The organism is Pseudoalteromonas sp. A3, assembly GCF_025942345.1.
In the GTDB taxonomy this organism is placed as follows: Bacteria; Pseudomonadota; Gammaproteobacteria; order Enterobacterales; family Alteromonadaceae; genus Pseudoalteromonas; species Pseudoalteromonas atlantica.
On sequence record NZ_JAPCKL010000005.1, the window covers coordinates 272,592 to 286,761 of the forward strand.

Below are 14,170 nucleotides of genomic sequence, written 5' to 3' on the forward strand. Positions count from 1 at the left end.
AAAGTTGCGGGTTTAGCCACCCGCAATTTTTACTTTAAATTTAAGGGTTTCTAAAATCCCTTTTAGTTTTTCGCGATCATCGCCTTGAACTTCAATAATGCCTTCTTTTACCGCGCCACCTTGGCCCATTTTACTTTTTATGGTTTTAGCTAGCTTTTTTAGATCGTGTGCTTTTGGATCTATACCCACAACCAACATCACACCTTTACCTTTTCGGCCCTTAGTTTGGCGCTCTATGCGGATAAAGCCATCTTTAAATAGTTTTGCAGTGGGTTCTTGCTCAACCTTTGGCTGGCTAATTCGGCCCATATCGGTTGAATATACTAAGCGGTTATCACTCATAATTTACCTAAATAAACGTTTTTATTGATGTATTAAATAATAACAAATTTGCTGGCGAGTGTTTTTATTTTTGCTAAATACTTTTAACAGGTTATATTTAGGTCAAAGGAAATATTATTGGAGTTTATAATGAGTTTAACAAAGAGTTTATCGGTTGATGAAAGTACTTTAACGATACAAATTAAAGGCAAATTTGACTTTAATTTAGTGCAATCATTTCGCCAAGCCTATGCCCAAATTGAGCCTAAAACAAATAAAGTGATTATCGATTTAAGAGAGACCGACTATATGGATAGCTCTGCTCTTGGTATGTTGCTTAACATGAAAAAAACCATTGAAAGCCAGGTACAAACAATAGAGATCAGTAATTGTCAGCCTCAGCTTAAAAAAATACTGCAAATATCACGTTTTGATAAGAAGTTTGATATTAACTAATGACCCACGTACTTATTGTTGACGATCAGGCGCTTAATCGCATCCTGCTCGAAAAAATGCTGCTCGAAGAAAACTATAAAATATCAATTGCGTTTAACGGCCTAGAAGCACTTGAGGTGTTAGAAAAAGAAGCGATTGATATTGTTCTACTCGATGTACTTATGCCGGTAATGGATGGCTTTGAAGCTGCAAAGCTGATAAAGCAGCGATACAACGACGTTTATCTTCCCATTATTTTTATTACTTCGCTTGAAGATCAAAGCAGCTTTGAGCGTTGTTTAGAAGTAGGCGGGGATGACTTTATTCAAAAGCCGTTTGAAAAAGTAATTTTAAACGCAAAAATTAAAGCGCACAGCCGTACGCGCGAATTAAGTAAAAAAGCCCATCAACAAAACACCTTACTTGAGTATCATCGCAATCAAATAGAGCGCGAGCACGAAATAATTGAGCACATTTTTAATAACTCGCTCGAAAACCAAGATAAGTTTAAAGACCATTTAGACTTTAGCCTTTCTCCTGCTTCTATGTTTAACGGTGACATGTTTTTAGTCGCGCAAAGCCCAATAGGCAATTTATATTGCATGTTGGGTGATTTTACCGGGCATGGGTTAGCGGCCGCGATTGGAGCATTACCTGCATCACGGGTGTTTTACACTATGGTGCAAAAAGGCATGGCTGTTAACGATATCGCCTCTGAGATCAATATATTACTGCATAATTTACTGCCAGAGCACATGTTCTGCGCGGCGACTATTATTGAACTCAGTGCCTCGGGCAAAAGTATTTCAGCATGGCTTGGTGGCTTACCAGATGCGTACTTAATAAATACCGATGGTGAAGTAAAGCAAACGCTTGAGTCGCAACACATGGCACTGGGGATTTTAGACCGCGATGAATTTGAATATGAGCTAATTAATTTAGAAGTTGATAAAAACACCCGCTTAGTGCTTTCAACCGATGGCATAATAGAAACTAACAACGACGCCGATATTTTTTATGGTGAGCAGCGCTTTTTAGCAGCACTTAAAAGCAAGTCGATGATCAGCAGTCAGCGTGTTATAGATAATGTAAATACCTTTGCCAATGGCAGTGAGCAATTAGACGACTTAAGCTTAGTGCTGCTTAATTGTTTGCCGCTAACCCCAGAGCCTGAGGCCAAAGAGGCGTATTCTAATTTGGCATTTAACTTTTCACTCAGCTTGAACGCGCAGCAAATTAAATGCACAGACCCTGTGTATGATGTTGTTAATGTATTAAGCAGTGTTGAGGGGCTTAGGTCGCATCGCTCAAATATATTTTTATTGCTTTCTGAGGCGTATAACAATGCACTTGATCATGGTGTGTTAGGCCTTGATTCAGACATAAAAAAACAAGACGATGGCTTTTTTAAATACTATGAATTAAGAGAGCAAGCACTGAGTAAAATGAAAGAGGCGATGATTATTATTGATATGCGTTATTGCCCAGATACCTTGTGCTTGTACTTTATTATTTGTGACTCGGGTAGGGGATTCTCAAGTGACTCTTCTACACGCACCGAACTCAACGCAGAGTTTGGCCGTGGCTTATCGTTACTCGAAGAAGTGGCAGAAAAAGTCACGTATAACGCAAGTGGTAACCAAGTCGAAATGTGTTACAAGTTGCTATAGCTCAGAAAAAATTTCCATGTTATTATCTAAAAAATTTTAGATGTATGGATGGCCAAATGATTTCTTCTTACCTTGATATAGCGCAATTAAAGATAGACCCACAATTAATTGCCAAAGAGCTAGAGCAGCTAGAACAGTATATTGCTGCAAGCGCGCTGCCGTCTGTACGTTGGGAATATCAAATTCCTGAACTCGGTGAAGGCGGTGCGTGTAGTTTGTTTGGTTATTTACAAGATGAGCCATTTAAAATTACTGATCACGTGAGCGCGACTTCTCAAAACGAGCAAAAACTAGCAAACCTACAAAATATAGTTAATTACATAGAGCAGCAAACACAGGTCGATTGGTATGGTATTTATCAAGCGGTTGACACTGCTCAGGGTCCGCAATTATTAAAGCTGGCGTATCAAGGTGCGCCAAGCCGTCCACTGTTTCCTCTTACTGAAGCATTTGCAGCAGGCAGCAATAATGTACAAGTTGCATTGTCTAAGCGCGGGCGTGTAATTAACAACGTAGAAAACTATTTAGCACAAGGTGGCGAGTACTATACGTGCGACCCTAAAGTGAAAGCTGAAACCTGTTTACCCTTATTTAATGAGCAACATGAATGCGTCGGTATTATAGATGCAGAGGCATTTAGTAACGACTTTTTTGATAGCCGTACACTGGCTGTATTAGTTGCGTGCTGCATTAAAATTCCTCACTTTCTAGTGTAAATATCACTAGCCAAGAAGGTAAGCTTTTATGTTAAGCTTACTACAACAGCCAACCCCTAATTAATGATAAGAGATAGCTAATGTTCTCAGAATTAAAACCAGTACCAACAGATCCTATTCTTGGCCTTATGGCAGCCTATAAACAAGATACAAACCCTAACAAGATTGATTTAGGTGTAGGTGTCTATAAAGATGAGCAAGGCAACACACCGGTATTAAAAGCGGTAAAAAAAGCTGAAGCATTTCGTTTAGAAAACGAAACAAGCAAATCTTACATTGGTTTAGCGGGTAACTTAGACTACTGTCAAAAAATGGAAAACCTATTACTAGGTGAGCACCAAGCACTTTTAGCAAACCGCGTACGTACAGCACAAGCACCAGGTGGTACAGGTGCACTTCGCGTTGCGGCTGAATTTGTTAAGCGTTGCAATAAAGACGCAACAGTGTGGGTAACTACGCCAACATGGGCAAACCACATTAGCTTGTTTGAAGCTGCGGGCTTAAACGTTAAAGAATACCCGTACTACGATTACGAAAACAAAGATCTATTGTTCGACGACATGATAAACACCCTTAAGCAAGTACCAAAAGGGGATATTGTGCTACTTCATGCTTGTTGTCATAACCCAAGTGGTATGGACTTAAACGAGACACAGTGGAACACAGTTGCTCAGCTTGCAAAAGAAGTTGGCTTTACACCACTTATTGATATTGCTTACCAAGGCTTTGGCTCGTCACTTGAAGAAGATGCACGTGGACTGCGCATTTTAGCTGATGCAGTAGAAGAGCTAATTATTTGTTCATCATGTTCTAAAAACTTTGGTTTATACCGTGAGCGTATTGGTGCGTGTTCAATTATTGCAAAAGACACTGCAACCGCTGATATTTCAAATTCAGTGCTATTAAGCGTTGTTCGTAGTATTTACTCTATGCCTCCAGCGCACGGTGCTGACATTGTAAACACTATTTTAAGCAGCACAGAGCTTACACAAATATGGCACAGTGAGCTTGATGAAATGCGTAATCGTATTAATGGTTTACGTAGCTTAATTAAAGAAAGCTTAGCAGCAAAAGAGATAGAGCAAGACTTTTCGTTTATTGAACGTCAACACGGTATGTTTTCTTTCTTAGGCATTAATAAAGAGCAAATTGCGCGCCTACAAAAAGAATACGGTATTTACATTGTTGGTTCTAGCCGCGTAAATGTAGCGGGTATTAGTGATACTAACATTGAGTATTTCGCAAACGCCGTTGCTGACGTTTGTAAATAATACTACTACATAACAGTAATAAAAAACCGCCCAGCCTAAACTTTAGGCTGGGCGGTTTTTTTTAGCTGTTATTTATACCAATTAGCCAACGTTTGCCACCAATACCAATCCGCAATAATACTTAATCATTTTACGGGGCTAAACGTGTCGCTACCTGCGTAAAAAACTCTAAATTAAAACACCTAAATAGCGAATTTTTTTGCCGAGCTCTCAACACGTTTATCCTCCCTTAAAGTTGATCACTTAATTAGGCGAATTGGTATAACTATAATTACAGCACTATTCGCTATCGATTAAGTCTTCTACGCCTACAATTAGCCATGGAGCATCTGAGGTGGTAGCACGCTCAAGGTGCCAAATCTCTAAAATAGGCTCTTCTTTTTTATCGTCTAAGTCGCGGTATTTGCCTTTAAATTGCACACTTACTTGCCACGAATTTGCTGTTGTTTCAGCGCGTACAAGCTCGGCATCAATAAACATCACCTCAGTCGCTACCCGTTCAATCGCTTCGCGCTCAGTTTTAAACTCTTGAGCTAACGATGGGCTTAAATACTCAGCCATCGTGGCGTAATCGGCATTATTCCACGCAGTTTGCATAGTGTGATAGTGGCTACGCGCGCCTTGTAAAAAGCCATTTACGTCAAAATTAGGGGGTAAATTGAAAGGTACTTGCTCAGTGTGTGCGCTTTGCTGGGTAAAACCACTGCTGGTAGGTTGCTCTGTGGCTGCTTGCTTAAAAGCAGAGTGCCCCGTAGCGTGAGTACCGGCTAATTGCGGGGAGTGGCGAGCGCGCATAAACCCCGTAATAAGTTTAAACAAAATAAAGGCAACGCCTGCTAATAAAATAATTTCTAATAGCTGCATGCCCTCAAAGTTATCTCCTAGCATAGCGGCAATTAAACCGCCGGCTAACAATCCGCCTAATACGCCGGCCATAATGCCTTTTTTACTGCTTTTTGTCTTGGCTGCAGGTGCTGTGGTATCGGCTTTTTGCTTTTGTGTGGTTTGTTGTGTTGCTGGGGTTGTACCGCGTTTACTACTACCAAACTTTTTGCGTGCGTGTGCATCAAAACTTGCTGTACACAGTAGTGCAAGTAATGAAAATATAACGATGATGTTCTTCATGTAATTCCCTAAGTTAAACTGAGCGGTGAGTATAATTAACTTTTCAGTAAAAATTAATAATTACATTTAAAATCAATTGTTTTGGATGAAAAATGAGCGCTGAATAGGCACAAAAAAACCGCTCAGTGTTACTCAGCGGTTTTTAGTCGTTAAGCGCTAGTTACAGCCAGCGAATGGCATTGGTAACCCGCTCGTTGTACACATTAATTGGCGCGCCGGAATTAGCCACTAAAATAGTATCGGCTTTGTCGCCTCGATTAATATGACCTGCAAAGCGCGCATCATGAAAATCATCTTCGCCAAACCCAAACGACTTATTCTCAGAAGGAACAATAAAGACCGTCATGGGGCCAAAGTCCGACTCAAAAATTAAGTGCAGACCTTTTTCACCTTTAAAGTCGCAAAACATCGCATAAGTAATTTTACCTGGCAGCTCTTCTATATGAGCGCCAAGCAGTGCAAGCTTATCGTTAACGCTTTGTAGGCTAATAGCATTGGTTTTTTCAAGGGCGGTAATTTCATGGTAAACATGGGTTAAAGCATGTTCGCCTGCTTCATGAGCAATGTGTTGCTCTGTGCTAAAAAAGAATGCGCCAATAGCTACAAAAAAAGACGCGGCTAGGGCTAAGTGAACACGGTCAAACTTAAAACGTGAGCGTGCATCTACAACGTTATCTCCAGTTGCTTGCTCTTCTTGCATTGCTTTTTCTTTTAACGAGGTGTTTAAAAGAATACGCTCAGCAAGGTTGTCAGGCACAGGCACATCTAACGCATCTTGAATTTGTTTATCAAAGTCTTTCATATCGCTTATAAAGTTTTGTCGCTCAGAGCTCTCTTTAGCAAACTCTAAAAGCTCCTTATCTAAATCGTTTGGCTGCGCAATAGTGCGTCGACGAAACTCAAGTTCATCCATTATTTTGATGCCCCTTTAAGTTGTTCATCATCACGGCTTAAAGCCTCTTTAAGTTGGTTTCTGGCACGGTACAAACGAGTCATAACCGTGTTTTTATTTAAATCGAGAATCTCTGCTATTTCTTCACCAGAGCACCCCATAACAACTTGCAGAAGTAAGGGTTCTCTGTATTCATCAGATAGCAGCGCAATTTGGCGTTGGATAACCGTTTGCTCCATTTCATCATCTAACGAATGGCTGGTTTCATCGACAAGTGTATCGTTTTCTACATCGCTGTAGTCAAACTGCTTGCGCTCAAAGCGACGTGCATTTTCTCTGCGCAAAATAGTCAGCAGCCACGGCTTGGCGGCTTTTTGATCCAATAATGAGTCAAGCGAGCGCCAAGCACGTAAAAACGTTTCTTGTACTAGGTCATCTGCAATATGTGGGTCACGGCATAACCAATAAGCAAAGCGATAAAGCTCCTTATTATATACATGGACCAAGGCTTCATAGCGCTTTTGTTTCTCTGCCATATCAACTAAGACCTGATTATTTGATTTTTTCTTTCCAAGCATAAGTACTTTTTTAATTAAAATTTATTATTTAATGCATGAAAAGACCTAAATTTATCAAACTAGTTAATAAAGGTCTTTTAATACAGCTTGTTGCGACTTTGTACGTTGAACTTGGTGCTGCTCAATTATGTTAATAATAGCATTAAGATCGACATCCGCACTGCTATTTGCATAAAGAGCTGACTGTAAACGGTTAACCTGAGTCGCCAGTTCATCATTATTGATGTTGTGTATTAACGTATCTATCGCAGTCACTTTTTTGCCCGTTAGCTTAATCGCTACCGCATTTAGTTCGCTATAAAATGCATTGAGATTATTTGATTTAGCTGTATTTTTAAGCGCGTTTAATGAAAGTGGCTGGGCTTTATTTACAGATACACTGTTATTTTTTAGCTCATTATTAGTAGAACGGCTTAACCAATAAAAAATTGCAGTGATTATCCAAAAAATATACCCAAGCACGGCAACAATAATTAACCAAAGCGGAATAACACTTTGCGGCGCGGCTATTGCTGTATTGGGCTGCTGTGTATTACTTACTTTATTAGCAGGCAAAGTTGGCTCACCTGTATTAAGGTTGTCGTTTGCAATAGCACCTGGGTTTATAGCATTGGCGCTAGGAGTTACCGTTATAGTGCGCTCAGGCAATGTAGCGTAACTAATGCGGTTTATTTTGGTGTTATACCAAGGCAGTGTTATTTCTGGGAGGGTGTAGGTGCCCGCTTTTTGTGGTAATAACGCAAATGACGCTGTTTGCTGAGATACAACCCGTCCGTTTCTTACGGCATTGTTTGTTTCTACATCATCGGGGTAACTGCGAATTCCCGCAATGGTTTTCATATCAATTTCGGGCAGTTGCTCTTTAGTAACCCCTAACGCGGTTAAAGTAATAGTGCGTGTAATAGGCGTGCCAACTTCTACTGTATTTTCATCAGGCTGCCACTGCTCATCAATATTAACTAACTCACTGGGTAGCCATGCGCCTTTATAGTTTGCCGGAATAGGTTTTATCTCAAGTTGCTGATCATCCCCTAAAGCCGACACCTCTAATTGGCGGTAATTTTGCTGTACACGGCCTTGAAACGTAGGGCCAACAATGGTGTATACACCACTTTTTTGCGGTTGTAGTAAGTATTCTCGGGTGATCACTAAATAACGTTTACCATCTACAAGCTCATAGCTTTCGGTTTGTTTACCTAATTGAGTAAGCTGTGCATCTTGCATACTGGGCGTACTTAGGCTGCCATCAAGCAGCTCTTTTGCTAGGTAGAGTTTAATCGTATATACGCCAGCTTCTTGAACAAACAACGAGTCACTTGAGAGCGATGTTTTTAAAAAAATATCGTTATTTTTATCAGCATCGGCAGCGCGCTTTGCCACTTTTAATTTTATTGGCTGCGAGCTTAAACCGGCGACGTTAAAAGCCGGAATGGTGTATTCACCTTCATTACGGGTCATTAACTTAACAGACCAGGTTGTTTGCTTGTTAATGCTGCCATTTATAATGTTGGTGCGTGTACTTAAACTTGTTGGCCCAACTACAAAGTCTTTAAGTAACACCGAGGTGTCGGGTTGCTCGCTTTTTATTGTGTCGTCAACTGAAATGTTAAGCATAAAAAATTCGCCAGCAAGGACTGGGTTTTTATCTACACTTGCCTCTAATTTGGTGGCGGCCCATGATGGCATCGCACTTAATAGCAATAAACAGCAAAATAATCGCATTACCATGATTTTTCTACTCCTGTAGGGCGACGTTGATATTGTCTTTTTTGGGCTTCTAATTGCATTTTATTCCGTAATAAAATTGCCGGATCGTCCGGTACTTTTCTTAATAACTGGTTAAGCTGCTGGGCTTTTTCTTTCTCTTCGTTGGTGAGCTCACGCGTTTGTGCTTGCGCGGCTTGTTGTTGAGCGTTTTGCTTTTGCTCATCTGTTAACGTTTGCTGCTGCGCTGTTTGCGGCTGAGTATTTTCAGCTTGTTCTTCGTTTGTTTGCTCAGGCTGTTTTTGCTCTTGGTTAGTTTGCGGCTGAGTTTGTAGTTCTGGCTCATTTTGTTTATCTGATTGTGAACCCGACTCAGCACTTTGTTGGTCTTGCTCAGTGTCAGACTCATCTTGCTGCTCTTGTGATTGCTCGCCTTGACTTTGCTCTGATTGAGAATCGCTATTTTCACCTTGTTGGTTTTGATCTGATTGCTGATTGTTTTGTTGCTCACTTTGATCAGATTGTTGCTGATTATCTTGCGAATCACCCTCTTGCTGTTGCTGCTGTTGCTCGAGCAACTGCTCAACCAAAGCTTGGTTATCAGCGGCTTCGCTAAAGTTAGGTTGTAGCGTTTGTGCTTGTTTGTAAGCATCTATGGCTTGTTCTAGCTGTCCTGATTTGGCAAGCGCGTTGGCATAGTTATAAAAACCAGTGGCTGATTTATCTTTACTAAAGGCTTCTAGTGCGGCATCAAAATTACCTTGTTGGTACAATGCAGACCCTTTTAAGCTGCTTGAGTCGGCATTGGCGGCCCGTTCAAAATCTTTATTTTTATAAGCATCAAGCGCTTGCTGATCAGTGTTTTTTAAAAAAGAGGGGAGCTCTAATGCACTTGCCTGTTGGGTTGGCAAAACGCTGAGTACTAAAAAGGCACCTATAAATGCTGCACTTCTAAATAAATAAAGGCCTAAGGGCAGTAAAATAAGTAACCCATATATACCTGCGTCTATGCGCCACAGGGCATGGCTTTGTTTTTCATCTTTTAATAACTCACTGTTGGCACTTGGTGCAAAAGTGGCTATGTCACTGCTGCTTGGTTGGTAAAGGGCAAACTTTCCTCCACTGCGCGTCGCTAGGCTTTTTAAGCGGCTTATGTTAATGGTGGGAATAACTATTTGACCGTAGCTGTCTTTTAAAAAACCGCCTTCAGGTAATTTAATAGGAGCGCCTTGCTCTGTGCCTACGCCATAAATATTTAGCCGATAAGAAGAATTACTGGTAAAGCTAGTAATATCGCTTTGCTCTTCTTGGTCTATGCCATCGGTGACTAATATTATATCGCCATCAATATAGCCTGCTTGCGTTAAAAGCTCTTTTGCCATATCAAGGCCAGCTAAAACATTAGAGCCTTTGTCGGGCATAATGTCGGGGCTTAAACTCGGAATTAAATTAGTAAGCGTAGTGGCATCGTTTGTAAGTGGCGAAATAGTAAATGCACTGCCGGCATAAGCAACTAAAGCGGTGTCGCCTTCTTTAAATAGCTCAATCATATCGAGTGCTTTAAAGCGTGATTGCATTAAACGATTTGGTGCTATATCGGTACTGTACATTGAGTACGACATATCCATTACAATCACACGGGCACTTTTACTTTGAAATACAGGGACCTGTTTTTCTTCAAAACTAGGACCTGCACTAAAAATAATAGCTAAACAGCAAAATACAGCGAGCAGCCAAAGTGGCTGGCTGGCTTTAGTGTTTGACTCGTTCATAATAAACGGCGCCAAATGAGGGGCAATTAGGTTATCTGCGCTTTGTTTTTTATGCTTAATAAAGGCTATAAAAAACAACGCAAGTGCAGGTATTAAAAGCCACAAAACAGCGGGACGAATAAATGTAAAGTCCATTAGTTAGGCTCCTTTAATGCACGTAAGGTGCTTAACATTACTTTTAAACTAATGAGTAAAATAGCAATAAGTAGTGGGTAGTAAAACAATGAGCTTTGCGGGCGAAATGTTTGCTCATCTGCGCTAATTGGCTCTAACTTATCAAGCTCTGCGTAAATTTGCTGAAGGCCAGCTACATCTTTGGCTCTAAAATATAACCCACCGGTTTGTTCGGCAATGTCTTTTAACAAGCTTTCATCTAAGCTGCCTCCACTCATACCACCCATATTAAATAGGCTAAATCCACGGGGGTTATCTGAGCCTACACCTATGGTATATACTTTTATGCCTTCTTCGCGGGCAAGGAGTAGGGCATCTTCAGGTTTTAAATTACCTGCGGTGTTTTGGCCATCGGTTAATAGCACCACAATACGGTTACTTTTATCTTTGTTGGCAAAACGCTTTACTGATAAACCTAGCGCATCGCCAATAGCAGTGGCACGTCCAACTAAGCCTATTTGAGACTCACTGAGCATTTTACTTACGGTTTTAACATCGCGAGTCAGTGGCGTTTGTAAAAATGCGGTGTCGCCAAATAATATTAGGCCTAACCTGTCGCCTTGGCGCTGTTCTATAAAGTCACTCAATACCGCTTTTACCATAGTGAGGCGATCAACATATTGGCCGTTGTAAGCCATGTCTTGTTCGGTCATTGAGCCAGATAAATCGACCGCAAGCATTATATCGCGCCCTTCGTTTGGTAATGAAATAGGGTCGTCTAACCATGTCGGGTTGGCTGCAGCAGTGACCAGTAATAGCCAAAGTAGCCATTCAAAAATAGTTAGTTTACGTGCGCTTTTTTCAAGGCTTTGGCTGGCTAAATTATGTTTGGCAAAGCTTGGAATACGTAACCGGGTATGGGCTTTACTGGCAGCAGGTTTTAATAATAAAAGTAATAAGGGCAGAGGTAGTAATAAAAACAACCATGGCCAGCTAAATTCAAACATGTACTGGCTCCTTTAGTTTAAATTGCTTTATGCCTTGGCGTAATTTTTCGTTAAGCGCGTCATTGGTTTGCTGCGCATTATACAGGCTTAAAAGCTCATGCTCGGTAAAGCTTAAACCGGTTAAGGTATTAAGTGTGTTACACCAGTTAGCTGTTGATTGCGTTGCTAGGTGTTTATCGTAATACTCTATTACTAGGCGCTTTAAAATAATATGAAGTGTTTGCGCGCTTTGCTCGTTGTGGCTTAAATCGATTGCGTAGCGCTTAGGCTTTTTAAATTTATAATTTTTGTAAAACCAAAAAGCAGCTGCACACAGTGCTATAAACAACAGGGTAATAATAACCCACCAAGCAGGGGCGAGTGGCCACCAACTAACTTGGCTTGGCGCTATGATATCGTGCAGGCCATCGAGTGGATTGGTTTGCATGGTTATTTTCTCACTAATTGCAGCTCAAGCGGGCTTGCTGCATTGAATGATATTAAGTTAAGACCCGATTTAGTTAAGCGATTTAGACGTGTGCTAAATGCTTGCTCGGCGTTTTTTGCAAAGCGTTCTCTAAAGCTTTTATCCATAAGCGGTAGCGCAAAATCTTGGCCGTTGGCATTAACAGTGACAGCGTTTTTAAACGCGGGGAGCGTATGTTCAAACGGATCACTTATATGACAGCCTATCAGCTCACAGTGGCGGCTTAGTATTTCTAATTGTTTAAAGCTTGCATCATCTAAGGCATTAAAGTCAGAGACTAAATACACTAAGCTGCCAGGTTTAGCTAAGTGGTTAAGGCGTTTTAAATTATCGCTAAAGTTATTGGTTGCTTGTTTATCTATATTGTTAAGTGCTTGCTGGTGGCTGTCGCATAGATTATGACACAGCTTTAATACCGCTTTTTCGCGGGCGCTGGGCTTTAGTTCTAAATGCGAGTGTTGATTAAACACGATACCGCCAATTCTATCTCCGCGTTGACACGCCGACCACGCAACTAGCGCGCTAATGTGCGCAGCCTGTACCGACTTAAGCAGCAGCTTTGAGCCAAATAGCATAGAGTTTGAAAAATCAGTAAATACAAAAACAGGACGCTCTTTTTCTTCTTGAAAAAGCTTTGTATGGGTTTCGCCAGTACGCGCTGTTACTCGCCAGTCAATAGAGCGAATGTCATCACCTTGCTGGTAATGACGCACTTCGGCAAACTCCATGCCTCGGCCTTTATGGGGCGCAAGGTATTGCCCAGTTAAACTGTTTTTAATTTTAACTTTTGGTGCCAGCTCTAATAACTGTGCTTTAGCTTTGTAATACAGCAGTTCTTTTAGCGCTAAATTTACACCGTGGCTGTGGCTTTCTTTTAGCCACGCCTTTGAGTCTAATTGTGTTTGCATAACTTAGGGTACGGCTACAAGTTCAACAATGCGGCTTATAACCTGATCTTTAGTAATGCCATCAGCCTGTGCTTCGTAGCTTAAAATGATACGATGGCGCAGTACATTATGTACAACGGCTTGAATGTCATCGGGTGCTACAAAATCGCGGCCATGTAACCAAGCGTGGGCACGGGCACACTTATCAAGTGCAATGGTGGCACGCGGGCTTGCACCAAACTCAATCCAACGGCCAAGTTGCTCATCAAACTTAGCTCCTTCACGAGTGGCAATAATAAGCTGTACTAAATATTGCTCAAGCGGCTCGGCTAAATACAAGCCTAAAATAGCTTGGCGAGCGGCAAATAAATCGCTTTGGGTAATTTGTTGCATAACCGCTTGTTGTTTATTAAGTGCTTCACCACGGGTTAACCGGAGTATATCTAGCTCGTGCTCTGCACCTGGGTAATCAATGCTTAGATGTAATAAAAAGCGGTCTAATTGTGCCTCTGGCAGTGGGTAAGTCCCTTCTTGCTCCAGCGGGTTTTGGGTAGCCATTACCATAAACAAATCGCTTAGCGGGTAGGTGTTTTTGCCTACCGTTACTTGGCGCTCAGCCATGGCTTCTAGTAGTGCTGATTGTACTTTTGCTGGGGCACGGTTTATTTCGTCGGCTAAAATAAGATTATGAAATAAAGGGCCTTTCTCAAACACAAACTCGCTGGTTTGTTGGCGGTAAATATCGGTGCCAGTTACATCGGCAGGTAATAAGTCGGGCGTAAACTGCACGCGCTGGAACGAGCCTTCAATACCTTTAGCAAGGGCGTTAACAGCTCGGGTTTTTGCAAGCCCTGGCGGGCCTTCTACTAATAGATGGCCATCAGCTAAAATGGCAATAAGGAGTGCTTGAGTAAGCTCTGGCTGGCCAATAATTTGTGTATCTAAGTACGTTTTTAATTGTTTGAATGCGTTAGCTGCCATAATAAATAGACTTCCTCGTCAGCTGGGTTTGTACCTAATTTATTTTAGGTGATTAATACTGACCTAGTTATAAGGTTTATAAGTGAGTAACTCAAGAGTTAGACTGTATTTTTAAAAATAGTTCGTTATTTTTTAACGGTTTTTAGCGTACCACAAAACTTTGTAAAAACGCGTAAAAAAGCCTATTGTGGTAGTCAATATTAAGCACTATGTATATATCTACCTTTAGTG

The 14,170-nt window shown here is 41.1% G+C and carries 14 protein-coding genes; 4 read left to right on the forward strand and 10 right to left on the reverse strand.

Annotation, left to right across the window (positions count from 1 at the left end; translation table 11 throughout):
* Positions 1-12: 12 nt before the first annotated feature.
* Positions 13-342: a translation initiation factor gene (locus OIZ54_RS11715; RefSeq protein ID WP_024031864.1), complete on the reverse strand. Its 330-nt coding sequence runs from the start codon at positions 340-342 to the stop codon at positions 13-15.
* Positions 343-471: 129 nt separating this feature from the next.
* Between OIZ54_RS11715 and OIZ54_RS11720 the strand changes: the two genes are divergently transcribed.
* The 4 genes from OIZ54_RS11720 to OIZ54_RS11735 all read left to right on the forward strand — a co-directional run bounded on the left by OIZ54_RS11720 (position 472) and on the right by OIZ54_RS11735 (position 4,413).
* Positions 472-777 (forward strand): STAS domain-containing protein, encoded by a 306-nt coding sequence (locus OIZ54_RS11720; protein ID WP_004587319.1) that lies wholly within the window; start codon positions 472-474, stop codon positions 775-777.
* Positions 777-2,426, forward strand: a complete 1,650-nt coding sequence (locus OIZ54_RS11725; RefSeq protein WP_264390446.1) for a fused response regulator/phosphatase — start codon at positions 777-779, stop codon at positions 2,424-2,426. Before OIZ54_RS11720 ends, OIZ54_RS11725 begins: the two co-directional genes overlap by 1 nt.
* Before the next feature lie 56 nt (positions 2,427-2,482).
* Positions 2,483-3,142: a GAF domain-containing protein gene (locus OIZ54_RS11730; RefSeq protein ID WP_264390447.1), complete on the forward strand. Its 660-nt coding sequence runs from the start codon at positions 2,483-2,485 to the stop codon at positions 3,140-3,142.
* Between the two features lie 80 nt (positions 3,143-3,222).
* Complete coding sequence (locus OIZ54_RS11735) at positions 3,223-4,413, forward strand: amino acid aminotransferase (protein WP_264390448.1); 1,191 nt, start codon at positions 3,223-3,225, stop codon at positions 4,411-4,413.
* A 279-nt stretch (positions 4,414-4,692) separates the two neighbouring features.
* Here OIZ54_RS11735 and OIZ54_RS11740 read toward each other — a convergent pair whose 3' ends face one another.
* The 9 genes from OIZ54_RS11740 to OIZ54_RS11780 form a co-directional block, all read right to left on the reverse strand.
* A complete protein-coding gene (locus OIZ54_RS11740) occupies positions 4,693-5,538 on the reverse strand; it encodes a Tim44 domain-containing protein (RefSeq protein WP_096042041.1) in 846 nt (281 codons plus the stop codon).
* 160 nt (positions 5,539-5,698) lie between these two features.
* Positions 5,699-6,451 carry a DUF3379 family protein gene (locus tag OIZ54_RS11745; protein ID WP_054982184.1) on the reverse strand — a complete coding sequence of 251 codons (753 nt, stop codon included), beginning with the start codon at positions 6,449-6,451 and terminating at the stop codon, positions 5,699-5,701.
* A complete protein-coding gene (locus OIZ54_RS11750) occupies positions 6,451-7,008 on the reverse strand; it encodes a sigma-70 family RNA polymerase sigma factor (protein ID WP_039972214.1) in 558 nt (185 codons plus the stop codon). The genes OIZ54_RS11745 and OIZ54_RS11750 overlap by 1 nt, the downstream gene beginning before the upstream one ends.
* Before the next feature lie 63 nt (positions 7,009-7,071).
* A complete protein-coding gene (locus OIZ54_RS11755; RefSeq protein WP_121637182.1) occupies positions 7,072-8,736 on the reverse strand; it encodes a BatD family protein in 1,665 nt (554 codons plus the stop codon).
* Positions 8,730-10,619: a vWA domain-containing protein gene (locus OIZ54_RS11760; RefSeq protein ID WP_264390449.1), complete on the reverse strand. Its 1,890-nt coding sequence runs from the start codon at positions 10,617-10,619 to the stop codon at positions 8,730-8,732. The genes OIZ54_RS11755 and OIZ54_RS11760 overlap by 7 nt, the downstream gene beginning before the upstream one ends.
* Entirely contained in the window at positions 10,619-11,605 is a 987-nt protein-coding gene (locus OIZ54_RS11765; protein ID WP_264390450.1) for a vWA domain-containing protein, read from the reverse strand. Before OIZ54_RS11765 ends, OIZ54_RS11760 begins: the two co-directional genes overlap by 1 nt.
* A complete protein-coding gene (locus tag OIZ54_RS11770) occupies positions 11,598-12,032 on the reverse strand; it encodes a DUF4381 domain-containing protein (RefSeq protein ID WP_264390451.1) in 435 nt (144 codons plus the stop codon). The genes OIZ54_RS11765 and OIZ54_RS11770 overlap by 8 nt, the downstream gene beginning before the upstream one ends.
* A 2-nt stretch (positions 12,033-12,034) precedes the next feature.
* Positions 12,035-12,979 (reverse strand): DUF58 domain-containing protein, encoded by a 945-nt coding sequence (locus tag OIZ54_RS11775; protein ID WP_004587308.1) that lies wholly within the window; start codon positions 12,977-12,979, stop codon positions 12,035-12,037.
* Positions 12,980-12,982: 3 nt separating this feature from the next.
* Positions 12,983-13,939 (reverse strand): AAA family ATPase, encoded by a 957-nt coding sequence (locus OIZ54_RS11780; protein ID WP_264390452.1) that lies wholly within the window; start codon positions 13,937-13,939, stop codon positions 12,983-12,985.
* Between the last annotated feature and the right edge of the window lie 231 nt (positions 13,940-14,170).